At 37.4% G+C, this 26,606-nt stretch carries 24 protein-coding genes; 13 read left to right on the top strand and 11 right to left on the bottom strand.

Going from position 1 to position 26,606, the window contains the following annotated elements:
• Positions 1 to 14: 14 nt before the first annotated feature.
• The 4 genes from yccS to AC056_RS10905 form a co-directional block, all read right to left on the bottom strand.
• Positions 15 to 2,165, bottom strand: coding sequence for a YccS family putative transporter (yccS, locus tag AC056_RS10920; RefSeq protein ID WP_077163618.1), 2,151 nt, complete (start codon positions 2,163 to 2,165; stop codon positions 15 to 17).
• Between the two features lie 193 nt (positions 2,166 to 2,358).
• Entirely contained in the window at positions 2,359 to 2,934 is a 576-nt protein-coding gene (sodC, locus tag AC056_RS10915) for a superoxide dismutase family protein (RefSeq protein ID WP_077163617.1), read from the bottom strand.
• Positions 2,935 to 3,050: 116 nt separating this feature from the next.
• The gene (locus tag AC056_RS10910; protein ID WP_039250553.1) at positions 3,051 to 4,169 is read right to left on the bottom strand and encodes an AI-2E family transporter; all 1,119 of its coding nucleotides are present in this window, start codon (positions 4,167 to 4,169) and stop codon (positions 3,051 to 3,053) included.
• A gap of 124 nt (positions 4,170 to 4,293) precedes the next feature.
• Positions 4,294 to 4,938, bottom strand: coding sequence for a ParA family protein (locus tag AC056_RS10905; protein ID WP_049066453.1), 645 nt, complete (start codon positions 4,936 to 4,938; stop codon positions 4,294 to 4,296).
• Positions 4,939 to 5,098: 160 nt separating this feature from the next.
• Between AC056_RS10905 and AC056_RS10900 the strand changes: the two genes are divergently transcribed.
• Positions 5,099 to 5,566, top strand: a complete 468-nt coding sequence (locus AC056_RS10900; RefSeq protein ID WP_002048811.1) for a Holliday junction resolvase-like protein — start codon at positions 5,099 to 5,101, stop codon at positions 5,564 to 5,566.
• A gap of 139 nt (positions 5,567 to 5,705) precedes the next feature.
• On the top strand, positions 5,706 to 6,278 hold the full coding sequence (locus AC056_RS10895) for a hypothetical protein (protein ID WP_019457834.1): 573 nt from the start codon (positions 5,706 to 5,708) through the stop codon (positions 6,276 to 6,278).
• Positions 6,279 to 6,326: 48 nt separating this feature from the next.
• On the opposite strand, the gene AC056_RS10890 is transcribed toward AC056_RS10895, so the two are convergent.
• Together AC056_RS10890 and AC056_RS10885 are read right to left on the bottom strand one after the other, a co-directional pair.
• Positions 6,327 to 6,860, bottom strand: coding sequence for a hypothetical protein (locus AC056_RS10890; protein ID WP_077163616.1), 534 nt, complete (start codon positions 6,858 to 6,860; stop codon positions 6,327 to 6,329).
• A 15-nt stretch (positions 6,861 to 6,875) separates the two neighbouring features.
• Entirely contained in the window at positions 6,876 to 7,670 is a 795-nt protein-coding gene (locus AC056_RS10885) for a class I SAM-dependent methyltransferase (protein WP_077163615.1), read from the bottom strand.
• Between the two features lie 127 nt (positions 7,671 to 7,797).
• Between AC056_RS10885 and AC056_RS10880 the strand changes: the two genes are divergently transcribed.
• The 8 genes from AC056_RS10880 (at position 7,798) to astE (ending at position 19,447) form a co-directional block, all read left to right on the top strand.
• The gene (locus AC056_RS10880) at positions 7,798 to 9,075 is read left to right on the top strand and encodes a hypothetical protein (RefSeq protein ID WP_077163614.1); all 1,278 of its coding nucleotides are present in this window, start codon (positions 7,798 to 7,800) and stop codon (positions 9,073 to 9,075) included.
• Between the two features lie 413 nt (positions 9,076 to 9,488).
• Positions 9,489 to 10,922 carry an amino acid permease gene (locus AC056_RS10875; RefSeq protein ID WP_077163613.1) on the top strand — a complete coding sequence of 478 codons (1,434 nt, stop codon included), beginning with the start codon at positions 9,489 to 9,491 and terminating at the stop codon, positions 10,920 to 10,922.
• A 1,023-nt stretch (positions 10,923 to 11,945) separates the two neighbouring features.
• Positions 11,946 to 13,220, top strand: coding sequence for a Glu/Leu/Phe/Val family dehydrogenase (locus AC056_RS10870; RefSeq protein WP_077163612.1), 1,275 nt, complete (start codon positions 11,946 to 11,948; stop codon positions 13,218 to 13,220).
• A gap of 144 nt (positions 13,221 to 13,364) precedes the next feature.
• Positions 13,365 to 14,579, top strand: a complete 1,215-nt coding sequence (locus AC056_RS10865) for an aspartate aminotransferase family protein (RefSeq protein WP_068932525.1) — start codon at positions 13,365 to 13,367, stop codon at positions 14,577 to 14,579.
• Between the two features lie 18 nt (positions 14,580 to 14,597).
• On the top strand, positions 14,598 to 15,629 hold the full coding sequence (gene astA / locus AC056_RS10860; protein ID WP_077163611.1) for an arginine N-succinyltransferase: 1,032 nt from the start codon (positions 14,598 to 14,600) through the stop codon (positions 15,627 to 15,629).
• The gene (astD, locus tag AC056_RS10855; protein WP_077163610.1) at positions 15,629 to 17,098 is read left to right on the top strand and encodes a succinylglutamate-semialdehyde dehydrogenase; all 1,470 of its coding nucleotides are present in this window, start codon (positions 15,629 to 15,631) and stop codon (positions 17,096 to 17,098) included. The genes astA and astD overlap by 1 nt, the downstream gene beginning before the upstream one ends.
• Before the next feature lie 18 nt (positions 17,099 to 17,116).
• Positions 17,117 to 18,460 carry an N-succinylarginine dihydrolase gene (gene astB, locus AC056_RS10850; RefSeq protein WP_019457827.1) on the top strand — a complete coding sequence of 448 codons (1,344 nt, stop codon included), beginning with the start codon at positions 17,117 to 17,119 and terminating at the stop codon, positions 18,458 to 18,460.
• A gap of 12 nt (positions 18,461 to 18,472) precedes the next feature.
• Positions 18,473 to 19,447, top strand: coding sequence for a succinylglutamate desuccinylase (astE, locus tag AC056_RS10845; protein ID WP_077163609.1), 975 nt, complete (start codon positions 18,473 to 18,475; stop codon positions 19,445 to 19,447).
• 62 nt (positions 19,448 to 19,509) lie between these two features.
• Here the strand turns inward: astE and AC056_RS10840 are convergent, their stop codons facing one another.
• Positions 19,510 to 20,244, bottom strand: coding sequence for a hypothetical protein (locus AC056_RS10840; protein ID WP_077163608.1), 735 nt, complete (start codon positions 20,242 to 20,244; stop codon positions 19,510 to 19,512).
• Between the two features lie 581 nt (positions 20,245 to 20,825).
• On the opposite strand from AC056_RS10840, the gene AC056_RS10835 reads away from it, so the two are divergent.
• Positions 20,826 to 21,134 carry a hypothetical protein gene (locus tag AC056_RS10835; protein WP_077163790.1) on the top strand — a complete coding sequence of 103 codons (309 nt, stop codon included), beginning with the start codon at positions 20,826 to 20,828 and terminating at the stop codon, positions 21,132 to 21,134.
• A gap of 74 nt (positions 21,135 to 21,208) precedes the next feature.
• Positions 21,209 to 22,564, top strand: a complete 1,356-nt coding sequence (locus AC056_RS10830; RefSeq protein ID WP_077163607.1) for a S8 family peptidase — start codon at positions 21,209 to 21,211, stop codon at positions 22,562 to 22,564.
• Between the two features lie 98 nt (positions 22,565 to 22,662).
• On the opposite strand, the gene AC056_RS10825 is transcribed toward AC056_RS10830, so the two are convergent.
• Together AC056_RS10825 and AC056_RS10820 are read right to left on the bottom strand one after the other, a co-directional pair.
• The gene (locus AC056_RS10825; RefSeq protein WP_019457822.1) at positions 22,663 to 23,094 is read right to left on the bottom strand and encodes a hypothetical protein; all 432 of its coding nucleotides are present in this window, start codon (positions 23,092 to 23,094) and stop codon (positions 22,663 to 22,665) included.
• A gap of 95 nt (positions 23,095 to 23,189) precedes the next feature.
• Positions 23,190 to 23,609 (bottom strand): hypothetical protein, encoded by a 420-nt coding sequence (locus tag AC056_RS10820; RefSeq protein ID WP_004705301.1) that lies wholly within the window; start codon positions 23,607 to 23,609, stop codon positions 23,190 to 23,192.
• 170 nt (positions 23,610 to 23,779) lie between these two features.
• Here AC056_RS10820 and AC056_RS10815 point away from each other — a divergent pair, with 170 nt between their 5' ends.
• Positions 23,780 to 24,676 carry a LysR substrate-binding domain-containing protein gene (locus tag AC056_RS10815; RefSeq protein ID WP_077163606.1) on the top strand — a complete coding sequence of 299 codons (897 nt, stop codon included), beginning with the start codon at positions 23,780 to 23,782 and terminating at the stop codon, positions 24,674 to 24,676.
• 37 nt (positions 24,677 to 24,713) lie between these two features.
• Here AC056_RS10815 and AC056_RS10810 read toward each other — a convergent pair whose 3' ends face one another.
• Both AC056_RS10810 and AC056_RS10805 read right to left on the bottom strand, forming a co-directional pair.
• Positions 24,714 to 25,424, bottom strand: coding sequence for an aspartate/glutamate racemase family protein (locus AC056_RS10810; RefSeq protein WP_077163605.1), 711 nt, complete (start codon positions 25,422 to 25,424; stop codon positions 24,714 to 24,716).
• Between the two features lie 235 nt (positions 25,425 to 25,659).
• On the bottom strand, positions 25,660 to 26,526 hold the full coding sequence (locus AC056_RS10805) for a LysR family transcriptional regulator (protein WP_077163604.1): 867 nt from the start codon (positions 26,524 to 26,526) through the stop codon (positions 25,660 to 25,662).
• Between the last annotated feature and the right edge of the window lie 80 nt (positions 26,527 to 26,606).

Here is a 26,606-nt window from a genome sequence, read left to right as displayed (position 1 = left end):
TAAAAACTCTATGTTTATTTAATCTCTTGTTTTAAAAGTTTGCCTTTAAGGATTAATAGCTCAGGCAAGGTTTCTAATAATAAACTCATTTGTTTTAAAACAAGAGTGTAGCTTTCTGAAAAGTGTTCATGAGTTGTTAGGCTTTGTATTTGCTTCAAAGTTTGCTCAAGAAAATTAAAATCAACAGAAGCTTGTTCAAATAAACTTTGGTTAAGGATTTGCTGACAATCCAGTAAGAGCTGTAATACCTGTTGATCCTCAATTTTTTGTCTTTGGCTGCCTAATGCTGCGACATAACTCAACTGGCTATGACTATAAACCAGATAGCGAAAGGCGTAATGAATCAGCTCTGGTTTGGGATTGGGCTCAGCACTTAAGCTCGAAATCATATTCGACAGCTCAATTTGTGCGTTATGTGCAGCACGGCGAATTCTGCGATATTCAATGTCCTGATTTTTACCATGCTGGTATTGCTGAACAATTACATTGAAATAATCCAATGTGGCTTGGCTACTTTTTTTAATATTGTTTGGAATATTACGGAAGTTCCAGTCTGGCCATATAAAGTTAACGGCAAGCCATGCAATAAAGCAGCCTAATAAGGTGTCAATTAGGCGAGGTAAAATAATACTGAAACCTGCGCCTTTTAAGTTGAAAATGAGCAATACCATTAAGGTTGCCATCAGCGTTGCCAAGGCGTATTTCTTCTGGCGTAAGTAGAAAAAGCTAACTCCACAAATAATGGTAAGAATGAGCTGACCTTCAATACTTGGGACAAAATACAAAATAGGGATACCCAATAAAACGCCAAGTAAGGTTCCAATTGTTCTAAGCTTTAAACGGCTTTTCGTTGCAAAGTAAGTAATTTGGCAAACAAATAAACTGGTGAGCAAAATCCAGTAACCGTGCTGGGCAAAAGGTAGCAGTGAAATGCCGTAACCTGCTGCAAACACAACGGCAATTCGTATTGCATGTCTGAACAGAGCCGATTGTGGAGTCAGTTGCTGGCGAATTTTTAAAACAAGGTCAGAAAAATCTTGAATATCGTCATCAAGTAAATTGAGATGATCTTGCTTGTTTTGACTGAGCGTTTCATTAAACGGCTGAGCATATTGAAGTTGTTCAAACTGTTCATGCATGCCTTTTAAATTATTAAAAATCAGCTTTAAGTTTTTAACTTCAAAATTTTGTGGATGCTGTTGTATCCAGTCTTTTAAAGAACCTTCTAAATGGTTTAAAACAATTTGTCCTTCTTGAGAAGGCTGATATTGCTGGTTATGCAAAATACATTGTGCTAAATCATGGCAAGCTTGAGCTTGTAAACGGAGATTTTTCTGAAAACGGAAAATGAGATCGCTACGGCTAAAATTCTGATGAATATGTTCATAGTGTAGATAATTAGAGGTGGCCTGCTCATGTATATCGCGGGCAAAAAAGTACAGGTTTAACCAGTAAATACTTTTATTACTGACTCGTGATGCCTTAAGACGAGTTAGCAGGGAACTACGTATTTGGTTAAGACTTTGCGCGACTTGCGTATTTTGTAGTGATAATTCAAATAAAAGCTGTTCAACATTTTCTTTATTATCGGGATCGAACAAGCGTGCTTTAGCTTGAAGTAAGGCAGATATTTCTTCAAAAATTTGCGAAAGCTTATCTTGTAAAGGAAGAGTTGGTTTTAAAAGAAAAAATAAAATAGAAGTTAGACCATACCACAGTGCGCCATAGACAAAATAAGTAGGCTGTTGGTACCAGTGAGCATATTCTCCTAAACCAAACATGCTGTAAATCGAGAGTAAAATCGTACCAAAAGAAATGGTGGCGTAACGCTGGCCTAAGGCTCCCAATAAAATGAAACCAGCACTTGAAATTGAAAGATATAAAATAAATAAAAGTTTATAAGGTGCTAAAAAACCAAGAATAGTGCTGACAGTAAAAAAGAGTATGCAAACATAGAGCAAATTGCGTAAACGGAGACTTAAGCGATCGTCAAAATCGGTAAGTGCAGCGGCAATCGCACCTAAGGTTACAGGAACGATGAGCTCGTTATGGCCCAACCACAGTAAACCTAAAGTTGTGCCTGTAAGTACAATTAAAATTTGCAGACAGTAAATTAAAATTGAATTCGCTTTAAAACGATTAAATATTTGAGTCAAATAATTCACGGTTTTTTTCTAAATGATAGGGGGCGTGACTAGGGATATTTAAATTTTTATTACTTGAAAAATATTATGCGCTTTATCTAAAAAAGTCAGTTAATTTTTTAAGATTTTATAATAATTAAGTGAACTAAACTGCTTAATAAAATAGCAAAATTGTGGATATCTTTTTAGATACCCACAATATGAAAATAATAAGTTATTGGATTACACCACAGGCAATTCGTGCTCCGCCACCACCTAAAGGTAGAGGAGAATCTGAATAGTTATCTCCGCCAGCATGGATCATGATGGCGCGACCTTGAATGTCAGCAAGTTTTAAACGTGGTGCAATAACAGCGGTGGTAGCTACACCATTATTATCAACAACCAATACTGGTAAGTCGCCCAAGTGTCCTGTAGTTGGCGTACCATGATGTGGCGCTTGATTAGGGTTATAGTGGCTACCCGCAGCTAAAGCGGCACCTGGTTTTCCATCTTTAACAGCAGGGTCGCACGATGCATTTTCATGAATATGGAAACCGCGAGTACCGCTTGGTAAATCTGCTAAAGCAGGGGTAATAATCAGGCCTTTATCACTGTCTTGAAAGCTAATTGTCCCGATTTTTTTACCAATCCCATTGGCTGTTACTTCATTCACATCGACTACTTTTTTGGTGTGCATTGTGGTTAATGCATGCGTCGTATCTGAAACAGTTTTGCTGACCGTGCTACAACCGACTGTTAATAAGGCTGTCAGTGCACATACTGCACTCATTTTATTTAATAATGGCATTATTGGATGTCCTTATAGATATAAAGCTGATTTTTTTATTCAAGCAAAGGCTCGTTAAGCCTACAAGTTAATTTAAATAGTCACTTTGTATCCTGAAACATTTTTAAATCATTGGCTTAATTTTGAGATGGTGGTAAATCATCATCCGAATCATAAATCATAGTGGTTTTTGGCATTGGTTCAGGATCAATGGTTTCATGGAGCCATTCGCGCCAAATCGCTAATAGAACGGCTAAAATAACTGGCCCAATAAATAAACCAACTAAACCAAAACTCGCAATACCACCTAATACACCAAACATAATGAGTAAAAACGGAATTTGGGTTGCACCAGAGATCACAAGAGGGCGAATCACATTGTCCGAACTACTTACAATAAGAACACCCCATAAAACTACGCCAATGGCTTCCATAGTTTGCCCTTGAGAGAACAACCATAGGCCAACGCCTAAATAGGAAACAGGAGTGCCGAAAGGAATGAGTGCTAATAAGAATGTTGCAATCGTGAGTACCATTGGATTTGGTACACCCGCTACGAAATAACTTAATCCAGCAAGTACAGCTTGAGCAATCGCAGTTAAACCCACACCGTAGACAACAGCACGAGTTGTTTCTGAAATCGTATCGAGATAATGATGAATACGTGGACCGATCACCATTTCTAAGGCTTTACTTACTTGAGTTAAAATGGTGTGACCATCACGATAAAAGAAGAAAAGCGTTAAAATTGCGAAACCAAGTTTGACGATATTTTTACTAATTTCATTGAGTAATACGCGACCATAACTTAAATGGCTTTGAACCCAAGCTGCAATACTTTGAATTGTACTATTGGGGTCGGTATTTATGTCGTTTAGTGTTCGGCTTATTTCTTTACCGACAAAAGGTAAGTTTTTAATGAAATCAGGTACGCTTAAATGGCCAGAAAAAACTTGGCGTTGCAAGTCGAAATAAAGATTACGGCCTTCGTGCTGCAAAATAAAAATAGCGCATGTGAGTGGAACGCCAACAATTAAAATGACTAAGCTAATCATCAATGTGGCATTCAAATTATGGCGGTTTTCACCAAAAAAACGCTGGATTCTTAAATAAATAGGCCAAGTCATGTAGGCAATAATCGCAGCCCAAACTACAGGTACAATAAAGTACTTCAGGATGTTAAATCCTAAAAACATCAGGATAAAAAACAACCCAAACAATAAAACGCGCTGTAAAGTAGGAGCGTATTGATGCACGAACAAAAATTCTCTAATTTTTTAAATAGGATGTGGCCATATTAACTGAAAAATGACCTGAGGCAAATTTTAGGCAGAAATGCTAATGTACACATCCCTGCTCAACAAAAATAAAAAGTTATTTTTAGAACCACTCAGATTTATCTTCAATCAGTTTATTTAAAAGTGGCTGCCACTGGCTTTGAATTGCAATAAAGTTTTTTTGTGGTTTATCAAACACACTCAAACCTTGCATTGCTAAACTGCCATAAGCACTACGCTCTGCAATCCACGCAATCGGTTCATGTTCGATTTTTTCAAAAAATTGCTGAATATCTTTTGAACTGGCGCTGTTCGGTTTAACTCGATTTGCAAGCAGTAAGATTTGTACTTTACCTTTGCGAATACGTTTAATGTCTTGCAAATGCTTGAGAAAACGACGTGTACTATCGATATCAAAAAACGAAGGCTGAAGTGGTGTAATAATGGCATGAGCTTCGCTAACCAATTGTTCAGCGTGATCACCTGAAAGAGCGCCTGGTGCATCAATAATTAAATAATCTAAATTTTTAGGCGCGTCGCCAATCGATTTTTCATGACGCCAATCTAGGCTTTGAATCGCAGCTACATTTTCTGGACGTTGCTTTAACCATTGTAAAGAAGATTTTTGGTTATCAGAATCTGCTAATGCTACTTTATATCCTTTTTGTGCCAAAGCTGTTGCCAACGTAATGGCTGTCATGGTTTTTCCGCATCCGCCCTTTTGATTTGCAATAAGTATCGTTTTCATAAATCCAATTATTTTCAGCAGCACATGTGTTTATGTTTTATACCTTAGCATCTTTTTATGCGAAGTAGATGACCACCTTTGACAAAAGTTTAAGCTACTCCGTAATTTTAGATATGATTGCTCATCTATCGCGATGATATGTATTTGTTAAGGAAAATTTATGTCTGTATGGCTGGCCATGCTTATAGGTGCTGGTATTGGTATTATTATCACTACGCTCATTTTATCAAATACCCGTAATGGTCGAATTAAGGCCGAATACGAGCAATATATTGCGGAGTTAGAGCTTGAGCATCAACAGGCATTAGCACAGGCACAAAAGAGAAGTGTGAATACAAGCCGCGCCGTATTAAAAGGTAAAATGGCAGAACAATTCGCGCCGATTTTACCTGAGTTTCAATACTTGCCGAGTGATGCCAAGTTCTTGGGTGATCCAGTTGATTACGTTATTTTTGATGGCTATACCGATTTTAGAGATGGGGACGGGACTGCCGAGGATATCCAGATTATTTTACTTGATATAAAAAGTGGGGGAGCGCGTTTAACCAAAGGGCAGCAGGCAATTGCTCAAGCAATAAAAGAAGGAAAGGTTCGTTTTGAAACGTTACGAATTGATTTTGAAGATTAACAACCTATTTAATTAGGCACAAAAATAGACGAAATTGATCTGTATTGTTACTAAATTCCGATATTTTTTTTATCGCTTAGCGCTACCATAAATTTGAGATCTACTGCATTTGATCTAGCAATATTTGAGGTATAAAGCGATGAAAAAACAACATGTAATGATAGGCTTATTGGCCTCTTTATGTATTAGCTCAGCTTTTGCTTCGACGGCCTCTACTTCTGGTGAATACAATATTGCAAATGGTCTGTTACCGATTGAAAAAGATCAGTCAATTTCTGTGTTACAACCATTTCAAGGCAATTTTAGAATTTTAGGTTCAAAAATTTATAAAAATGATGAACAAGCTAAATTTTCACCGATTGATTATGCGGTAAGTTGGGGACTGTTTGCTCAACCAGATATTGCTCGTACTATTTCAGTTAAACAGTATGACCGCTATTTGAACTGGAAAATGAGTAAGCTTCCTGTACCTGCTGAGCAAGCCATGCAAATGGTGTCTAATATGCACATCATTCCTGCAAGCCCTGAGATTGCTCAACAAATTAAACAAGTTAAACGCGGTGACTTGGTATACCTCAAAGGTGAATTGGTTGAAATTAAAGACAAAAATTTAGTTTGGCGATCATCTTTAACCTCAACTGATACAGGTGATGGTGCGTGTGAGTTATTCCGTGTTCAAGCAATTCACTGGGTTGAAAAACAAAATATATAAATTAAAAAGCCTTCTTAATCAGAAGGCTTTTTATTGCACGCTATAAAATTAATGCTGCTGCGAAGCTTTCCAGTATTTCAACTGGTTCTGTGCTTGTAAGTAGTCAGCCAGTTGATTGACCTGTTCATCTTTATTGGCGTGTTTATCATTGATGTGTTTTTCTTGGTTTTCCCAATATTGATAAAGCAAGCCTTGAATATAACGACCTTGTTCAGTTTTTAAGTCGAGGTCTTTTAACATAGTCAATGCTGAACGAACATTATCAAGTGTACGTTTCTGTTCAAACTCTGTGGTAAGTGTACCTGCTGCATGCATTTTTTCTAGCTCAGTTTCCATTTCATCGCTCATTTCAGTAAAGCGACGGTCATAGTCTTCTAATAAAGCAATGTCATGCGCATCGTCAGCAGTGGCTGCGAACTTTTTAACAGGTCTTTCAATGAGCTTTTCCATCACCTGATCGGTAGATGAATTTGTCTGATGTTGTTCGGTCTTTGCTGGCTCATCTGCTTTTTTACAAGCAGTCAATAATAGGCTAGAGCTGAGCAAAGACATTAAAATGATATGAGGCGCTTTTTTTAACATAGCTTTCAACCGAACCTATTCTCTATGATTTGACGATGTACTTTTCTGAAAGTGATATGCATATGTGACATATGGAAAATCAATCTGATCTTGTGGGCCTAGCCCTGTAAAATCATAAACAATTTTCTCAAACTGAGCTTTGAGCTGTAATTGATCTTTTTCGGTCATTGCTGCAATAAAACTTGTAGAGAGTAATCTTTTACTCACCACTTGTTCGACAGTACCATGCTGTGATTGCGAAAAAGTTTCTAAGCTATCAAAAGTAAATAAATTTTGATTTTCAAAAACCTTTTTCCAGTTTTCACTATGGTAACGCGGTGTATCACCTTCAAGGGGTAGCAAAAAATCTGCTAGGGCTTTTACCCAGTTCGTACGTTCATCACGCTGGTTCCACACGAGTCCCAAATGTCCTTGCGGTTTTAATATTCGATGGATTTCAGTCAGTGTTTCAATGTTGTCAAACCAATGGAAAGATTGAGCGCAAATGACCGCATCAGTTTGTTGATCGTTTAGCGGAATAGCATGGCTAAACGCCTGTAAAGTTTTAATATCAGTATAGGCTTGCTGAAGCTGTTGTAACATCTCGCCAATTGGCTCTACTGCAAGAATATCTGCATGGGTTTGTTTTAAGTAGGGTAAGAATTTGCCAGTGCCTGAGCCAAGATCAATAACAGTAGAATTTTCATGTATTTGGAGGCGTTCTTGCAGCCAACTGACTATTTCTGATGGATAATTCGGTCTAACTTGCTGATAAAGCTCCGCAGCGGAGCTGAAGCCTTTTTGAGCGGCAGGATGTAAGGATTGTGTCATATTTTGCGCTTTTTAATCTGACTGGCATCTATAAAATAAGATACTCCGCAATCATAAATTGGCAAAACACCTATTTTGTTTCATTTTTGACGATATATGTGGGAGTAAATTTTCTTTCGGTGTGAGCATGGATAAGCAAATTATTTTTGAAGACGAACACATTAGAGCCATTTTTTTACAAGGCAATTCTAATACATTAGTTCTCTCTTTTGGCGATTTGATTACCCGAGCGAGTGGCTTATCTATCAATGCTGAAAAGTCTCTAATAAAGTACCAATACAATGTTATTGGGATTATGCCAAAACAAAAATCGTGGTTCCCAAAAGCCAGTATGGTTGAAATGGCTAAAGCCATTTTGCCTATTATTCAGCGTTTTAAAAATATTGTAGGTTATGGCGGCTCAATGGGCGGCTATGCAGCAATCAAATATTCGAATCTTTTAAACATGAATCGAATCGTTGCATTTGTACCTCAATATTCAATTGACCCTGAACAAGTTGAAGACCGACGTTATGCTGAATTCTTTGATGCTGTCGCAAATAAAGACATGCAAATTCAGCTGCAAGATATAGATGCAAGTCGTGAATATATTATTGTTTATGACCCTTACTTTGCCGTCGATCGTGAACATTACTTAAAAATAAAAGAAATATTGCCAAGTTTACATACGGTTCATTTGCCTTTTACAGGACATGAGGCTTTATCTGTATTGGCGAGTTCAAGTCTTTTACATGATTTTATTGAACATGAGTTTGATGAAACATATTTCTATCAACACGTTCGTAAAATTAAAAAACAAAGTAAATTCTATTACCGTAATGTTCTTGCGAATGTGCTGACATACCATGACAGCATGTTATTGAAAATTTTACGTCAAAATGATTTTCAATTAGATGAGCGTTATTTAGATAACCCGCTCAAGCAAGCCATTACACGTAGTCTTGTAAAAACAAAGCAGGCGACTGAACAAGACTTCCAAAAACTTGGAATTAAAATTCAGTACAGCCAGCAAGTTGTAAGCTCTAACAAAGGCTTGCAGACTCACTCTGGTACAGTCTTAGTATTCAATTTAATTAATTTAAAACTTGAAAGCTATGCTGTAGATGTGTTGCTCGCAAATACATCGTATCTGATTCCGATTGTGGCAGAGCAGACTGGAGTTGCACATATTGAATTAAATAATGAAATTTATTTGTTAGGTATGAATGACCGAAAAATTATTAAATTATTTAAACAAGGTGATCCATTAAGCTCGGATATGAGTCCATTTGTCATTAAACAATATTCTGATTTTTTTGCATTGAGCTATAAGCAATTCAATTTAGATTGTGATGAACAAGGCGTTTGTGACTATATTGAAGGTTCAGTTCAACCATCGCAACAATTTGTATTGACCCGTTTTTAATTTAATTTACTGATTAAATAAAGCCCAAATCATCAAATTTGGGCTTTATTTTTTGCTCAAAAAATATTTTTTTATTAATTTATTTGTATGTAAAATTAAAAATCATTATTTAAATAAATAGTGAGGCTAATTTTTAAATAAAGATAGAACTAAAAATAGTCATGATAAATTAAGTGAAAAATTATTATATTTAAAAATTAATGGTTTTTGTTGATACATAAATTAAATAAATAGTATGGGGTTAATTAAAATACAATCTTTGCTTTTATATTTATTAATTTGTTGTTTTTTATATCTATTTTATTTTTGATAATAATAGTTGCTTAAAATAGCTTCACTATTCAAAGATAATTGCATATTTATTTTTTTCTCCTAAAATGATTTTTTACTAAATTGTCGTTACAGTTTTTTATATGCAATCATTAAATTATCGGAATAATGATGCATCGCAACATGGAAGTTCTGCACCTTTGAAACGAGCAATGAGTACTCGACATTTGGTGATGATCTCCCTTGGCGGTGCCATAGGTACAGGTCTTTTTTTAGGGTCTGGCGACGTAATTTCTCAAGCAGGCCCAATTGGCGCAATTATCTCTTATTTCTTGGGCGGTTTGATTGCCTACACTGTTATGCTCTGTCTTGGTGAGCTAGCAGTTCATGTGCCTGAATCAGGCTCTTTTGGTGAATATGCACGGCGTTATATTGGCCCGGGCACAGGTTATATGATCACCTGGTTATATTGGCTAACTTGGACTGCCACTTTAGGAACTGAATTTACTGCCGCAGCTTTACTTGTTAAGGAATGGTTTCCTACTACTTCTGTTTGGGCATGGACTTTGTTTTTTGGTGGTCTCGTCTTTTTCCTCAATATCAGTTCAACGCGGTTGTTTGCTGAATCTGAGTTTTGGCTTGCTCTTATTAAAGTTATAACAATTATTGTTTTTATTACTTTGGGATTGCTCGCGATTTTTGGTTTTATTCCTTATCACGGGCATGAAACAGCGCCATTGTTTAGTAATTTGACTGCTCAAGGTTGGTTTCCGCACGGGCTATTTCCAATTTTCACAACCATGCTGATAGTAAACTTTGCTTTCTCTGGAACTGAGCTTATTGGTGTGGCTGCGGGTGAAGCAGAAGATCCAGCGAAGACTGTTCCTAAAGCAATTAATGCAGCAATTTGGCGCTTACTTATATTTTTTGTAGGGACAATTGTTGTTATTTGCTCTTTGCTTCCATTTCATCTTGCAGGTCTTAATGCAAATGATGTGAGCAGTAGTCCATTTGTGACGGTATTTAACTATATTGGTATTCCGTATGCAGAAGATATTATCCGTTTCGTAATTATTACGGCTCTACTTTCTGCAGCTAACTCTGGTTTGTTTGCTGCTTCACGTATGATGTGGTCGCTTTCAGCAAAAAATCAATTACCTAAAATTTTCGCTAAACTCACACCATCTGGAACACCTATTGTTGCCATTATTGTGACCATGTTTGGTGCTATTCCCGGATTACTTTCAGAACAGTTTGCGCCAGAAACAATTTTCAAAAATTTACTAGGTGTTGCTGCTTTTACAATGGTGGTGGTGTGGATCGCAATTTGCGTTTCACAATTTAACTTCCGTAGACAATGGTATAAAGCCGGCAAAACAGCAAAAGATTTACGTTTCGCTGCACCACTTTTCCCTCTTACTCCAATTGTAGGCGGGTTATTCTGTATTGTTACCTGTGTGAGTATGGTATTTGATCCATCAATGCAAGCTGGTTTCGTTTGTTGTTTAATTTTTATCGTCTTATGCTATCTCAGTTATTTTATCTTTTATCGTAAGAAAGAGATTGCTCAGAACTAAACTTGGTTTGGTTGAAAAAGGTCCCTCAAGGGATCTTTTTTTATGTCTAAAAATTGAGCTTGGTTCTGATGTTTTATATATTTTTTTTAAAAATGTTTTTTTTATTTTAATAAAAAAATCAAATAATGATTCATAAATTAACCATTTGTCGGAATGTTATTAATAGCTAATTATTATAAGTTTTTAAATAAGTATATGTTTAACATGGTTATTTAATATTGAAGAAAATTTTATATTTCATTTTTTGTTTTAAATTAAATCAAACTAAAAAAATATTATGAAATTTCCTGCAATTTTTGAGTGTTTTTTGAAATTTTTTGTTAATTAAGTTATTGTTATTAAATGGTAATTTTTTGATCATTTTTAATTTTAATATTTTTTTAATTTCCATAAAATAAAATGATCATGTTCAAAGGTGTTTTTTAGATTGGTTACTTTTTTATTATAAAAAAGATGAGAAATTGATTATTTTTTCTCTGCTTGTTTATTTTAAAATGTTCTAAATTACCTTGCTCTGTGCTATATTTACTTAAAGATTTTATGTCTATATGAAAGCATCAATTATCTGCTTGAGTACCGATATAAAGCTTGCAGTATTAATGAACAATTTTTATTTAAAAAGACTAATGGAGGGATCTATCGATTAGTCAAAAATAATTTTATGGACTTATGGTTTTTCGGTTTATGAACCCGAGTTCTTTTTAACTCCCAAACGGTTGTATCACCTCTTTTGTACTTATTTCCAATCGGCTTGTTTGAGTTGGTTGCGGTGGACTTTTGCTTTTATAAAGACGTTTTTATAGACAGCAGATGAGGCAAAAGAAAGATTGTAAAAGATATCGATATATAAAAGTAAATCGTACTTTTGATATCACAAGATGGAATTTAAAGGGTCTAAAGCTTTAAAAGGGCTGAAGATTTTATAAATAAATCAAAACATTGTTATTGCAAGGTTTTGGTTGCTGAATAATAAAGACTGCGGATTTATCACATCTGAGTCTGTATAGGTAAATAGGAAAAAAGATGTCAGATCTTTCATACGTAAACGAACATAGCGATGCATGGCAAACTTACTTGGCACAAATTGACCGTGTTGCTCCGTACTTAGACCACTTAGCTGAGTTTATCGACACATTAAAACGTCCAAAGCGTGCGCTTATTGTTGACGTGCCAATCGTAATGGATGACGGTTCTATTCAGCACTTTGAAGGTTACCGTGTACAACACAACTTGTCTCGTGGTCCTGGTAAAGGTGGTGTACGTTACCATCCAAACGTTGATTTAAATGAAGTGATGGCGTTATCTGCATGGATGACAATTAAAACTGCTGTTTTGAACTTGCCATTTGGCGGTGCAAAAGGTGGTATCCGTGTTGACCCACGTAAACTTTCAAATCGCGAATTAGAACGTTTAACTCGCCGTTATACGACTGAAATCGGTCACATTATCGGGCCTCAAAAAGATATCCCGGCTCCAGACGTTGGTACAAATGCCAATATCATGGGTTGGATGATGGATACTTACTCTACAAGCCAAGGTTACACAGTAACTGGTGTTGTAACTGGTAAGCCAGTTCATTTAGGTGGTTCTTTAGGTCGTGTTAAAGCGACTGGTCGCGGTGTATTCGTTACAGGTCGCGAAGTAGCTGCAAAAATCAATTTGCCAATTGAAGGCGCGAAAATCGCTGTTCAAGGTTTTGGTAACGTAGGTAGTGAAGCTGCTTTCTTGTTTGTTGAATCAAAAGCAAAAATCACTCACGTTCAAGATCACACTGGCACAATTTTCAATGCTGACGGTATTGATCTTGTTGCATTACGTGAACACGTAAATGCAAACCAAGGCGGTGTTGGTGGTTTCGCTGGCGCGCAAGCAATTGCTGATGAAGATTTCTGGACTGCAGATGTAGACATCATTATTCCTGCTGCGTTAGAAGGTCAAATCACAGTTGAACGTGCTGAAAAACTTAAAGCTAAGTTGATTTTAGAAGGTGCGAACGGCCCGACTTATCCTAAAGCTGAAGATGTTTTAGTTGAGCGTGGCATTGTTGTGGTTCCTGACGTGGTATGTAACGCCGGCGGTGTAACTGTAAGTTACTTCGAATGGGTTCAAGACATGGCGAGCTACTTCTGGACTGAAGAAGAAATCAACGAGCGTTTAGACAAGTTGATGGTTCAAGCTATGCATGACGTTTGGAATACAGCAAACAGCAATGCTTGTACTTTACGTACAGCAGCTTACATCTTGGCATGTGAGCGTATCTTAAAAGCTCGTAAAGAACGCGGTATTTTCCCAGGCTAATCTGAGGAAATTACCTTTTAGAAAAAGTGGGCTGAGTAAATATAAAGGATGTTATAGAGTTATTTTCTCAGTCCCTTTTTCTAAACAAATTAAATAAAAGACAGTAAGACAGATTAAATAAATTAAATAGATACTGAGGTAAGCATGGAACAGCCAATTTCTGTAACTCGAAGCAACTTTAATGACTGGATGGTTCCAGTTTTTGCACCGGCAAATTTCATTCCGGTACGTGGTGAAGGTTCACGTATTTGGGATCAAGAAAATAAAGAATATATCGATTTTGCAGGCGGGATTGCAGTAAACGCATTAGGTCATGCGCATCCAGTGGCAGTAAATGCATTAACAGAACAAGCAACAAAACTTTGGCATGTCGGCAATGGTTATACCAATGAACCAGTTCTACGCCTTGCTAAACAACTCACTGAAAATACATTTGCAGATAAAGTATTCTTCTGTAACTCAGGTGCAGAAGCGAATGAAGCAGCTTTAAAGCTTGCTCGTAAAGTTGGGCTCGACAGCGGTGTAGCAGGTAAAAGCGGCATTGTGGCATTTAATAATGCGTTCCACGGCCGTACCTTATTTACCGTTTCAGCAGGTGGTCAACCAAAATATTCACAAGATTTCGCACCACTTCCAAATGGTATCAACCATGTTGCCTTTAATGATTTAGAAGCTGCAAAAGCAGCCATTAACGAACAAACATGTGCCGTGATTGTTGAGCCGATCCAAGGTGAAGGTGGCGTTATTCCTGCTGACATCGAATTTTTAAAAGGTTTACGTGCACTGTGTGATGAGTTCGGTGCCTTACTTATTTTTGATGAAGTACAAACTGGTGTAGGCCGTACAGGTTCACTTTATGCTTACATGAACTCAGGTGTTACTCCGGATATTCTTACCACTGCAAAAGCATTAGGCGGTGGTTTCCCTGTGGGTGCAATGTTAACAACTGATAAATTTGCTCCGCATTTTTCAGTGGGTACACATGGTACAACTTACGGTGGTAATCCGTTGGCAAGTGCAGTTGCTGGCGCAGTATTTGAGTTTATTAATACACCAGAAGTGCTTGAAGGTGTAAAACACCGTCATCAATATTTCCTTGATGCATTAAATACTTTAAATGCTGAATATCAAGTTTTTGATGAAATTCGTGGTCAAGGTTTATTGATTGGCTGTGTATTAAAAGCTGAATATGCTGGTAAAGCAAAAGACATTACGACTTGGGCAGGCGAAGAAGGATTGCTCGCTTTAATTGCTGGACCAAACGTGGTTCGCTTTACTCCGTCTCTGATTATTCCTGAACAAGATATTGATGAAGGGATTGCTCGTTTAAAAAGAGCTTTGGCAAAGTTGGCTAAATAAAAAAAAGGAAAGCTAGCCATGATGATTGTCCGTCATGCCGAGTTTCGAGACCTTGAAGATATTTATAAATTAGCAGGTAAGTCAGGTGTTGGCCTGACTTCCTTGCCACAAAATATGGATACGCTTTCGGCTCGAATTTCACGTACTCGCAATACTTTAAATGGTAATGTCCATAAGAGCGAACAAGGTTATTTGTTTGTTCTTGAAGATACAGAAGCTCAACGTGTTATTGGGGTAAGTGCAATTGAGGTTGCTGTAGGTTTAATTGAGCCTTGGTACAACTTTCACGTGGGTACTCAAGTTCACGCTTCAAAAGCATTAAATGTCTACAAATCATTACCGACATTATTTTTAAGTAATGACAGAACGGGAAGCAGTGAGCTCTGTACATTATTTTTAGATCCAGAACGTCGTGAGAATCAAAACGGTAAATTTTTATCAAAAATCCGTTTTATGTTTATTGCTGCTTTTAAGCAATATTTCGAGAAGAAACTCATTGCTGAAATGCGTGGTTTCTCTGATGAAAATGGATGTTCGCCTTTCTGGGATGCGATTGGACACCATTTCTTCAATATGGATTTCTCCACAGCAGACTATTTAAGTGGAATTGGTCAAAAAGTTTTTATTGCGGAACTTATGCCACGTTTTCCAGTTTATGTAGATCTCTTACCAAAAGACGCGCAAGAAGTAATTGGAAAAATGCATCCACATACTCTGCCTGCTTATCATGTGCTTGAGTCTGAAGGTTTACGTTATCAAGGATATGTCGATATTTTTGATGCCGGCCCAACGATTGAAGCCAATATTGATGAGTTGCGCGCAGTAAAAGAAAGCCAATTTTTAACTGTCAAAATTACAAATGATGTAACGGTAGGTAAAACACAATATCTTGTTGCCAATGATAATTATCACGACTATCGAGCCATGTTAATGAAGCTTGATCTCGTAGATAGCACTCTAAATTTAACCCATGAACAAGCTGAGAAACTCGGTGTACAAGAAGGCCACGCTGTTCGTGTGTTATCACTAAATCCTATGGAAGTATCCTGATGTCAAACTCTTTATTTATAAACGGTGTCTGGTTACAAGGCAGCGGTACAACATTTGTAAAAACAAATCCGGTTGATAACCAAACTGTATGGTCAGGTGGTGAAGCTACAGCCGTTGATGTTGATAAAGCTTGCCAAGCTGCACGTACAGCATTTCCTGCATGGGCACGTTTACCTCTTGCTGAGCGCGTTGCGATTGTAGAAAAGTTTGCAAAGCTGCTTGAAGAAAATAAAAAACATTTAGCAGAAGTCATTAGCCAAGAAACCAGCAAACCTTTTTGGGAAACCTTAACTGAAGTTCAGTCAATGATTGGCAAGGTTGCGATTTCGATTCGTGCTTATCACCAGCGTACTGGCGAAAGCTCAACTGAAATGGCAGATGGCGTGGCATCCCTACGTCACCGTCCACATGGTGTACTTGCAGTTTTTGGTCCATATAACTTCCCGGGCCATTTACCAAATGGACATATTGTTCCTGCATTACTTGCGGGCAACACAGTTATATTTAAACCAAGTGAATTAACACCTTGGACTGCTGAAGAAACTGTAAAACTTTGGCAACAAGCTGGTTTGCCAAATGGTGTAATGAACTTAGTTCAAGGTGGTCGTACCACGGGTGAAGCGCTAGCTGCTTCACATGAAATTGATGGTTTATTGTTCACCGGAAGTGCAAACACTGGTTATCACTTGCATAAGCAAATGGCGGGTGCACCTGAAAAAATTCTTGCGCTTGAAATGGGTGGCAATAATGCATTGATTATCGATGAAATTGTTGATGTCGATGCTGTGGTTAATCTGGCTATTCAATCTGCATTTGTTTCGGCGGGTCAGCGTTGTACATGTGCGCGCCGCATCTTGGTAAAAAATGGTGCAGAAGGTGATGCATTTATTCAACGTTTCGTTGAAGTTGCTAAGAACCTGAAAGTGGGTCGCTGGAACGATGAACAACAGCCATTTATGGGTGGTGTAATTTCATCAGTTGCTGCAACAAACATGATGAATGCTCAGCAAAAGTTACTTGAACTCGGTGCCAAAAGTTTATTAGCAATGACTCGTCCACAAGAAGACAGTTCGCTACTGACTCCGGGCATTGTTGATGTAACAGGTGTGGCTGGTATTCCAGATGAAGAATATTTTGGCCCGCTTACGACCATTCAACGTTATGACAGCTTTGATGAAGCATTGAAAATTGCTAATGCAACACGTTTCGGCTTGTCAGTTGGTTTGGTTTCTCCAAAACGTGAACTGTTTGATGACTTACTCATTGAAGCACGTGCCGGTATTGTGAACTGGAACAAGCCATTAACAGGTGCTTCAAGTGCCGCACCATTTGGTGGTGTTGGAGCTTCAGGCAACCACCGTGCAAGTGCATTTTATGCTGCTGACTACTGCGCTTGGCCAATGGCTTCACTTGAAAGTGAAAGCTTAAGTTTGCCAGAAAAATTATCTCCAGGGATTGTGTTGCCTTAAACACTAGGGAAAGAAAAAATGAAAGGATATGAAGTAAATTTCGATGGTTTAGTGGGACCAACACATCACTATGCGGGTTTGTCTTTTGGTAATGAAGCATCAACCAAAAACCGCAATAATACCTCGAACCCAAAATTAGCAGCGAAACAAGGCTTATTAAAAATGAAAGCCTTGGCTGATATGGGAATGAAACAAGGTGTACTTGCTCCGCATGAACGTCCACATGTTCCAATGTTACGCCGTTTAGGTTTTACAGGAGATGACATTAGTGTTGTGGCTCAAGCAATGCGTCATTCACCTGAACTGTTATCATCTTTAAGCTCAGCTTCTCCAATGTGGACTGCAAATGCTGCGACAGTTTCACCTTCGGCTGATAGCCAAGATGAGCGCGTGCATTTTACTGCGGCTAACCTGAACAATAAATTTCACCGTTCAATTGAAGCTGAAACTACAAGCCAAGTTTTACAAGCGATCTTTAAAAATGAGCGTCACTTTGTACACCACGAAGCTTTACCACAAGTGGCTTTGTTCGGTGATGAAGGGGCAGCAAATCACAATCGTTTAGGTGGTGATTATGCTAAGCGCGGTATTCAGGTGTTTGTTTATGGTCAACAACATTTAAATAATGGTTTACCGGGACCAAAGCGCTATCCAGCACGTCAAACGCGCGAAGCGAGTGAAGCTATTGCACGTTTGCATCGTTTAGATGATGCACATACGGTTTTTGTTCAGCAAAATCCGGATGTAATTGATCAGGGTGTTTTCCATAACGATGTGATCGCGGTAAGTAACCAACAGGTTTTATTCCACCATCAACATGCTTTCTTAAATCAAGATCAAGCTTTTGCTGAAATTCGTCAAAAAATGGCAAGCATTGGTGAAGACTTTATTTCGATTGAAGTGCCTGAAAACCGCGTTACTGTAGACGATGCTGTTGCTACTTATTTGTTTAATAGCCAGATTTTGACTCGTCCAGATGGCGGTATGACGATTGTTGTGCCAGAAGAATCTCGTCAAAATGCAGCAGTGTGGGGCTATTTGAACGATATGATTCAAATGGGCACACCAATTGATGCGATTCAGGTATATGACCTGCGTGAAAGTATGCGTAATGGTGGTGGACCAGCATGTTTGCGTTTACGTGTGGCTTTGAACGAAACTGAATTAAATGCTGTAAATCCAAAAGTATTAATGAATGATCAATTGTTTGGAACGCTCAATCAATGGGTCGATAAACATTATCGTGATCGTTTAGCGCAAGAAGATTTAGCAGATCCGCACCTACTTATGGAAAGCCGTATGGCACTTGATGAACTCACCAAAATTTTAGGTTTGGGTTCGGTTTATCCTTTCCAAAAATAATGAGGAGGTGGCATGCAAGATTTTCTAGCATTAACCTTACAGGGTAAGCAGCCTACAACTCGCGAAGGAAAGCAAGAAAACTTTTCTTGGCGTTGGCTAGGTGAAGGACTTCTTGAATGTACGCCACATGCACAGTACGACAAAGCTGTCGTACTGTCAGCTGGGGTACATGGTAATGAAACAGCACCAATTGAGTTGTTGTCTCAACTTTGCACCGATTTATTTGCAGGGCGTTTAAACCTTGCTGTGAGGTTGCTGCTTGTATTAGGTAATCCGTATGCAATGCGCCAAGGCAAGCGCTATGTATATGACGATGTAAACCGAATGTTTTGTGGTGGGTATAAAACTCTACCTGTAACAGAAGAGTCTAAGCGAGCTGAGGTTTTAGAGCAGGCAGTTGCTACTTTTTTTAAAGAAAGTGAGAGTAATGCTAAGCGCTATCACTATGATTTGCATACCGCAATTCGTGCTTCTTTGTTAGCCACTTTTGCTTTATTGCCTTATCAAACGCATGACTATGATGCTGATTTGACAGCGAGTCTTGAAGCTGCCGATTTAGATGCTCTGGTTTATCATCGTGCTGCGGGTAAAACATTTACACATTTTACCAGTGAGAGTTTTAAAGCTGCGAGCGCAACCTTAGAGTTAGGTAAAGCCTTGCCATTTGGACAAAATGACTTAAGTCAGTTTGCTGCAATTGATGAAGTCATTCGTCATGTGGTTTCTGAACAAGTTTTACCGAAGCGACATAAATCGAAAATTCGAGTGTTTCAGGTGTCTGATTCTTTAATTAAAAAAGATGAAGATTTTCAAATGAACTTATCGGCTGAGGCTCCAAACTTTTCGACATTTACGAAAGGTGAAATCATTACCATGCAACCTTCTGGGAATTATGTGGTTGAGCAAGATCAAGTCTGGATTTTATTTCCAAACCCAAATGTGAAAATTGGTTTGCGCGCTGGTTTGGTTTTAACTGAAACTCTTTAAATAACTGATTTAAAGTAAATAAAAAAGGGCAATTGATTGCCCTTTTTTATTGCTAGCTTTAATTAGTTAGTACCGAAAAGACCTTTCATGAAAGATTTCTTTTCAGTTTTTTGGGTAGAGCCTTGAGCACCTGCATTTAAGTTTGCATTTGCACTAACTCCAACTGGGGCAACATTAACACCAACGTTTACACCTGTTTGAGCATTAATCGCGTGCGCTGATTGAGCTGCATTTAATTTTACTTGAGCATCAGCTTTGGTGTCAGCCACTAATTCTTTTTGCTCAGCTTGATTTTGAGCTACGCGAGCTTTAACTGCATCTACACGTGCTTGAGCATTAGCTTGTTTTTCAGCAGTAAACTCTTTTTGTTCAGCTTCATGTGCTGCTACTTTAGTTTTTACCGCATTTAAATGTGCTTTTGTATCAGCTTTCGCTTCAACGGCTAGATTTTTAGTACCGTTTGCAGCTTGAGTCGCTACATTTTTAGTACCTGTTACTGCTTCGGTAGCAAAGTGTTTTGTACCATTTGCAGCTTTAGAAGAAAGTTCAGTCACTTTTCCAGTTGCTTTTTTAGTTGCTTTAACTGTAGTGTCAGCAGCAACATGACCAGCATGCTTTGCTGTGCTACCTACAGTGTGTGCAGTACTTTTGACTGTGTTGGCTACGCCACTAACAAGACCACCCGGTTGTACATTTACTTGGGCAGAAGCGTCTGCATTGATGTCCCCACTTTGTGCAAAAATAGAAGCAGAAGCAAGAACACTTGCAGTAACGATAGCTGTTTTCATCATTTTCATTGCGATATCCTTCAAAGAATATACCCTTTTAGTGAGGTATTTCATAAACGCAATCGCATCATAGTCAAACCTTGCTTTGCTTAGGAATAGACTTCAGCAAAACCTTACAACAGTATTACAGTCACTAAACAGATGAGGGAGAAATTGTGGAGAAAAGAAAATATTAATAATAAAGTGAAATAGATATCTATATTTGACTGTTTAAAAAACTAGTAAAAAAATAATTTCTCTTATTTTTAGAAATACAAATAATTAAACTTATTCAACATGACCATTTTTTTATATCTATAAAGAAGATTTCCTTTTCTTTTTTTAATCGAGATAACGGCATAGTTATTGCTTATTATGAGAATAAGGTGCTTTTTGGCACTTTTTTGAACCATATTCTGCCAGAAATATAAATGCACAGGGCAGAACAGTATTTTTGTTTATTCGGGAAAAAGAATTTTAGTGTTCCTCGGGCTTACATGTTTTATGAAATGAAATTTCACATGACATATATCTCAAGAAATAGCGCTTTATTTCGAATAATCAAAAATAAATAGAGATGTCTATAAACAAAAAAACAGAGATCTTAAATGATGAAAATTATTGCTTCCCTTGTCGTATTACTCGGCTTAGTCGCCGTTGTTCTCTATTTTAAGCCATCAAGCGGTGCATCAGATGTGATGAATTCTACTTTGCACAAGTCGAATTCATCGCAATCAGACACTTCATCTTTACATTCCCAACTTAAGGAGCCTGCTCAACCTAAAAATGTATCTTTAAATTCTACTCAACCTAAACCAGTATCCTCAGATACTGTTCCTTTATATGACACAAAAAGTGATCTTTCTATTCAACCGATTGATCCAGAAAAAGATCCTGCTAATGAAATTAAAACACTTTAAATAATCTAGTTTTCTTTATCCAAGAACTACTAGACGTTCAAATGTTCTTTACCAAAGAACTACGGAGAAAAATAATGCAAAGTAAAACGTTATTACTATTAGGTATATCTACAATATTAAGTACAACAGCTTTCGCTCTTCCTTTGGATTCTAAGGGAGCCAAACAGCAGCTAAATCAGGCAGCAAAACAAAAAGTGTTTCAGGGTAAAATCGATTTAGATGCCTTGGTCACCAATGAGTCTAATGACCTTATCGTTGAATATAATATTCCTACGGAAAGCGTGGCTTCAGGTTTGGAACGGCGAAGTTATATTGCTTCAAATAAAAAGAACTTACAGTCAAGGTTTAATCGTGGTGTAGGGGTGCAAGTACTTCGGGACTACAATAATTTGCCCTTAGCTTTTTATAGAGTTAGTAATAGAGAGGCTTTAGTTGATTTACTAAATGACCCAAACGTTAAGGCTGTATATCCAAACCGAATTAATCGGGCCACTACGATGGAAAGTTTGCCTTTAATTAATCAGCCTCAAGCTAATACCAAAGGCTTTAATGGTACTGGCTCTAGTGTGGCTGTATTGGATACTGGGGTAAATTATTTACATTCGGATTTTGGTTGTACGGCAGTTAATTCACCTTCAAGTACATGTCGTGTCGTTTATTCATTTGATAGCGCGCCAGATGATGGTGCACTGGATGATGATGGTCATGGGAGTAATGTCTCAGCAATTGTGTCTAAAGTGGCGAGTAAAACAAAAATTATAGGAATAGACGTTTTCCGAAAAGTTCGCGTGAATGGTCAATTGTTAAGTTCAGCCTATGATAGCGATATCATTGCCGGTATTAACTGGGCAGTAAATAATGCTAAAACCTACAATATTAAAGCGATCAATTTAAGCCTTGGTGTATCTGGCGTTAAATACACATCACAATGCAGTAATAGTAGTTATGCAACAGCATTTGCAAATGCGCGAGCTGCTGGCGTGGTCCCTGTAGTGGCATCTGGTAATGATGCGTTCCCTGATGGAATTTCGTCACCTGCTTGTGTTGCTGGAGCGGTAAGAGTTGGCGCAGTATATGATAGTAATATTGGTGGTGTATCGTGGGGTAAACCTGTGAAATGTACTGACTCAACTACAGCAGCAGACAAAGTAGCATGTTTTAGTAACGGGGGTAGTCTTGTGACTTTACTAGCTCCAGGGGCAATGATTACAGCAGGTGGCTACACTATGGGCGGTACGTCCCAAGCTACACCACATGTTGCTGGCGCAATTGCACTATTAAGAGCAAATAGTGTGACACCAACCGAAACTATCGATCAGACGATTAATCGTTTAAGAACTACGGGTAAACCTATTACTGACCCAAGAACAGGTTTGGTTTTCCCTCGTATTGATTTACTGGCTGCAACAAATGGTTTAACTATTAATTAAATAGCATATTTATAATTTTTTATTAGGTCCAAGAAATTTGAATGGCTATGGCCCGTTGCAGAAAACTGCCTCTGCAACGGGTTTTTTATGGAAAATCTTTAATCACATTTTGCTAAATTGGCTTTACTAAAATTGCTTTGGAGCTTTTTAAAATTATTTTGAATTGCTGGATCTTGAATATTAAAAGTGGTCGAGCTTTTTGTTGTTGAGTTGGTGGCTTGACTTAGTATGCCAGATGAGTCGGGATATTGTTCGGTAAATGATTGAGCTGAAATCAGACCTTTATTATTAAAAATCCAGTGCTCAGTGACTTGGCCTCCACCTAAGTAACCCGTAAATTCGATCATACAAGCTTGCTTATCATGTTTAATGAGCTTGGCTACATTTCCTGTGGTGGTTGGATAAGCTTCAATATTGGTGTCTTGTTCTAAAACCTTTGATTGAGAATAAGAAGAAACAGATTTAGTAGTTGCACATGCAGATAGTGCGATACAGCATAGTGTTGAAAAGAGAAGTTTTTGACTATTCATAAGGCAGATTCCTAGCTCTTTGTAATGGGTAGTATTTCTTTTTAAACGTATACATTTCTATGAGCGCGAAGTAATCGCGCTTCTCAAACCTAATTTTAATTAGTCGTCGTACTAGATTTACTTAACTCACCTTGTTCGATCGGAATGTTTTCACCATTTCGGCTACTGGTGATATTTTGTTTAGCTTGTTCTATTTTCTCTTCAGTATATGCTTTTGCAGTATCTACTTTTTGCTGGGCAACTTCTGATTTTTCAGCTGTAAATTCTTTAGTGCTTTGCCATTTTTCACTAATTTTATTTGAGGTGTTTTCAGAAGCACCTTGAATAGAGTTCCCTAGGTTTTGTATGCCTTTTCCTGTTTTATATAACAACACACGACCTAAACTTGGATTATCACCATAAGGTTGAGCTTTAGACGTTGTCTCATTTGTAGGTTGAGGCTGTGTTGTTTCAGCAAAGAGCGTCGATGAAGCCAATATAGAGCTTGCAATACATAAAACTTTTAAGGTTTTCATTTGGTTCAAACTCCCCAATGACTGTCAAAATATCAAGTGCTGATCTTACTGTTAAAAATAAACCTTGTGCAGCAATGAGATAAAACCCATACGATTTAATTACGATAAATCATCATTTCAAATATACTTAAATAACTTATCTAAATTCCTAGAATGATCTGGAGCTTCAGGTGATACAAAATATAGAATTAAAATGGTTATATGATCTGATCATTCTAGAAAAATACCGAAATTTTACAATCGCTTCTGATATTAGAAATATTTCACAGTCTTCTCTAAGCCGCCGTATTCAGGCTCTAGAAAATAGTTTGGGATTTGAGGTTTTTGACCGAGAAACTTCGCCGTTACAGCTCACAGAAAAGGGTAAGCTTTTTGTTCTGCACGCCAGAAATTTGCTAGATGATTTTGAGTTCAATATAGATCGAATTAAAGGTGACAATCATGTTAGAAGTAAAGTCACTATTGCATCTGCGCATTCTTTGGCAGGTTATATTTTTCCTAAAATTTTAGGAAATTTAAAAAACTACCAAGAAAAGATTTTTCATGTTGAAGCCATTAACGTAAATGAAACCGTAGATTCTCTTAAAAATGGTCAATGTGACTTTATCGCATCTTTTTATGATGATGATCTTATGAATCCACAGTTTTTGTGCCATAAACTATTTTCAGCAAAGCTTTATTTAGTCACTGCACCTAATCATTTAGGTCGTCCCAAATATTCACTCGAAGATGCTTCAGTTCCGCTCATGAATTACACCGACGATAGTTACATGGGTAAAAAAGTAAATAAGTTTCTACAAGAGCATCATTCAGATAAATTTGAGACAAACTTTGTGTCTTCAATGAGTTTATTACTTAAAGACATGATCAAAGGTGGGTATGGAGTAGGGTGGTTACCAGATTACAGTATTCAGGAGGAGCTTGAAAAAAATCAACTTTTGATTGTGCCTTTGAAAGATTCAGTCTTATCTGTAGATATTTATTTATATCGTAGTAGTGCGAGGCTCAATACAGCTTCTGAAAGTTTATGGAACTTTATGAAGGCAATTGATTGGACAATTGCCTAAACTAATTTATGCAAAAGTTGCATTATCTTTAATTTAACTATGCAACTTTTGCTATGGGAGCGTTTTGATACCACGCAATCGCATTTTTAATGAGTACGTCGGTTGTGTCTATGAATAGTTCAGGATAAGCCTCAATACTTTCTTCTAAAATGAGAGGTATTTCTGTACAAGCCAACAGGAATTTTATATTTCTCTTGTTAGTGTAAAAATTAATAACTTCCTTCATCATTTCTCTAGCTTGTTGAATATTTCCTGCTTTGTATTGGTAAATACTTTGCATTACTTTATTTTGCATTTCGGCAGAAGGAGTAGAGAAACCAATACTATTTTCAATAAACTGGCTTTGATAAAGCTCGGTGTTTATTGTGGCAGATGTAGCAAGAATACACACCTCATCAATTTGACTGTCTTGAATAAAATGAACCGCAGACTCAATGATACTGATCATTTTAGTTTGGGTGCGCTTTTGTAGTTGGTTAAACCAGAAATGAGCAGTATTACAAGGAATAATGATACAACCGACTTGTGCTGCTTCTAAGATTTTAAGATATTCAGCCATTTTTGCGAGTGGTTTATCATCATGATTTATAATGGATTGAGTTCTGTCAGGTATATCTGGGATAGAAACTGTAACGACAGGAATATGTTCTTGATCACAATGTGCTGGTGTATTTTTAATAATTTTATTCATAGCATCAATCGTAGCTTGTGGTCCCATACCACCTAAAATTCCAATTGCTTTATTCATGTTGAGCGACTCAAAAAATTCTATATGTTTAGAATGAGCGTATTTTTATTAGGATCATTGCAAAAAGCGGATGGCTTATGCAGATTTTATTTCTAAATCAAAAATTAATTTAATTTAAAGTATTTGTTTTATAAGTATAAAATTTAAATTTCTGAAATTTGGTTATGCTTTTTATGCATGACGATTTTATATAAAGCATAGATTTTTGCATGGATAGTTTGTTTCAAGCAAAAACCTAAACGATAAATTCAGACTTAATTAAGTCTAAAAACATATCTCTCGCTTTGTGATTGCTTACATTTTTGTGCCAGAAAAACTGGTTTTGCATAAAGGCAAGATGTTCAAATTTATAGCCTCGAATATTGGTTAAGTTTTTATATTGCTCAAAAAGACTCTTCGGCACTAAAGACACACCAGAGCCTGCACTCACGCAACCAATAATCGTGGCATAACTGGTAATGCTGGTGATGGGAAGTGAAATATTCTTGAGTTTAAGCCAATCTTCGAGAGCTGCACGGTAAGGGCAGCCTTCAGTCCACATAAAAATTTCCTTACCAATCAAGTCTTCTTGGCAGTGGATTTCACCGAAAGATTCTGGGGCAATTAAAATAATTTCTTCTTGATAAATACCCAGCTTATTTAACATTGGAAATTCAATATTACCCGCGACAATTGCACCATCGAGTTTATGCTGAGAAATATCAACTAATAGCTGTTTCCATGTGCCAGTAATAATTTGAATGGAGACCTCTGGATAGCGCTGATGATATTTCGCAAGTAAGCTAGGAAGACGAGTTGTGGCAGACGATTCAATCGCTCCAATTTTGAGTGGGCCAGAAGGCGGTGCATCTGGGTGAATACTACGTTTTGCCTCATCGCATAGCGCTAAAATTTTATGGCAATAATTAAGAAAAATTTCACCAGAAGGAGTGAGGTTTAAACTTTTTCCTTCCCGATAAAATAGCGGTGCACCTAGTTCTTCTTCGAGTTGTTTAATGCGCGTTGTGATATTGGAGGGTACACAATGCAGTTGCATTGATGCCTTTGCCATTGTTCCGCATTCAACCACGGTTTGAAACATTTTTAACTGAGTGATATCCATGTTTTATCATTCACTTTTAATGAATATATGACTTAATATAAGTTAATTTTATTCAACTATCCATGCGCATATGATGGAAG

Origin of the sequence: Acinetobacter genomosp. 33YU, assembly GCF_001990725.1 — a bacterium.
Taxonomy (GTDB): domain Bacteria; phylum Pseudomonadota; class Gammaproteobacteria; order Pseudomonadales; family Moraxellaceae; genus Acinetobacter; species Acinetobacter seifertii.
This window is presented reverse-complemented; position numbering and strand designations above follow the sequence as displayed.

What these genes read in the sequence shown, in the direction of transcription:
- AC056_RS10825 (WP_019457822.1), bottom strand. Translation starts at nt 23,094, where the DNA reads ATGAATAGTCAAAAACTTCTCTTTTCAACACTATGCTGTATCGCACTA.
- astE (WP_077163609.1), top strand. Translation starts at nt 18,473, where the DNA reads ATGCAAGATTTTCTAGCATTAACCTTACAGGGTAAGCAGCCTACAACT.
- sodC (WP_077163617.1), bottom strand. Translation starts at nt 2,934, where the DNA reads ATGCCATTATTAAATAAAATGAGTGCAGTATGTGCACTGACAGCCTTA.
- AC056_RS10805 (WP_077163604.1), bottom strand. Translation starts at nt 26,526, where the DNA reads ATGGATATCACTCAGTTAAAAATGTTTCAAACCGTGGTTGAATGCGGA.
- AC056_RS10895 (WP_019457834.1), top strand. Translation starts at nt 5,706, where the DNA reads ATGAAAAAACAACATGTAATGATAGGCTTATTGGCCTCTTTATGTATT.
- AC056_RS10900 (WP_002048811.1), top strand. Translation starts at nt 5,099, where the DNA reads ATGTCTGTATGGCTGGCCATGCTTATAGGTGCTGGTATTGGTATTATT.
- AC056_RS10870 (WP_077163612.1), top strand. Translation starts at nt 11,946, where the DNA reads ATGTCAGATCTTTCATACGTAAACGAACATAGCGATGCATGGCAAACT.
- AC056_RS10810 (WP_077163605.1), bottom strand. Translation starts at nt 25,424, where the DNA reads ATGAATAAAGCAATTGGAATTTTAGGTGGTATGGGACCACAAGCTACG.
- AC056_RS10880 (WP_077163614.1), top strand. Translation starts at nt 7,798, where the DNA reads ATGGATAAGCAAATTATTTTTGAAGACGAACACATTAGAGCCATTTTT.
- AC056_RS10865 (WP_068932525.1), top strand. Translation starts at nt 13,365, where the DNA reads ATGGAACAGCCAATTTCTGTAACTCGAAGCAACTTTAATGACTGGATG.
- AC056_RS10840 (WP_077163608.1), bottom strand. Translation starts at nt 20,244, where the DNA reads ATGAAAATGATGAAAACAGCTATCGTTACTGCAAGTGTTCTTGCTTCT.
- AC056_RS10905 (WP_049066453.1), bottom strand. Translation starts at nt 4,938, where the DNA reads ATGAAAACGATACTTATTGCAAATCAAAAGGGCGGATGCGGAAAAACC.
- AC056_RS10820 (WP_004705301.1), bottom strand. Translation starts at nt 23,609, where the DNA reads ATGAAAACCTTAAAAGTTTTATGTATTGCAAGCTCTATATTGGCTTCA.
- astA (WP_077163611.1), top strand. Translation starts at nt 14,598, where the DNA reads ATGATGATTGTCCGTCATGCCGAGTTTCGAGACCTTGAAGATATTTAT.
- AC056_RS10890 (WP_077163616.1), bottom strand. Translation starts at nt 6,860, where the DNA reads ATGTTAAAAAAAGCGCCTCATATCATTTTAATGTCTTTGCTCAGCTCT.
- AC056_RS10830 (WP_077163607.1), top strand. Translation starts at nt 21,209, where the DNA reads ATGCAAAGTAAAACGTTATTACTATTAGGTATATCTACAATATTAAGT.
- AC056_RS10875 (WP_077163613.1), top strand. Translation starts at nt 9,489, where the DNA reads ATGCAATCATTAAATTATCGGAATAATGATGCATCGCAACATGGAAGT.
- astD (WP_077163610.1), top strand. Translation starts at nt 15,629, where the DNA reads ATGTCAAACTCTTTATTTATAAACGGTGTCTGGTTACAAGGCAGCGGT.
- AC056_RS10885 (WP_077163615.1), bottom strand. Translation starts at nt 7,670, where the DNA reads ATGACACAATCCTTACATCCTGCCGCTCAAAAAGGCTTCAGCTCCGCT.
- astB (WP_019457827.1), top strand. Translation starts at nt 17,117, where the DNA reads ATGAAAGGATATGAAGTAAATTTCGATGGTTTAGTGGGACCAACACAT.
- AC056_RS10835 (WP_077163790.1), top strand. Translation starts at nt 20,826, where the DNA reads ATGAAAATTATTGCTTCCCTTGTCGTATTACTCGGCTTAGTCGCCGTT.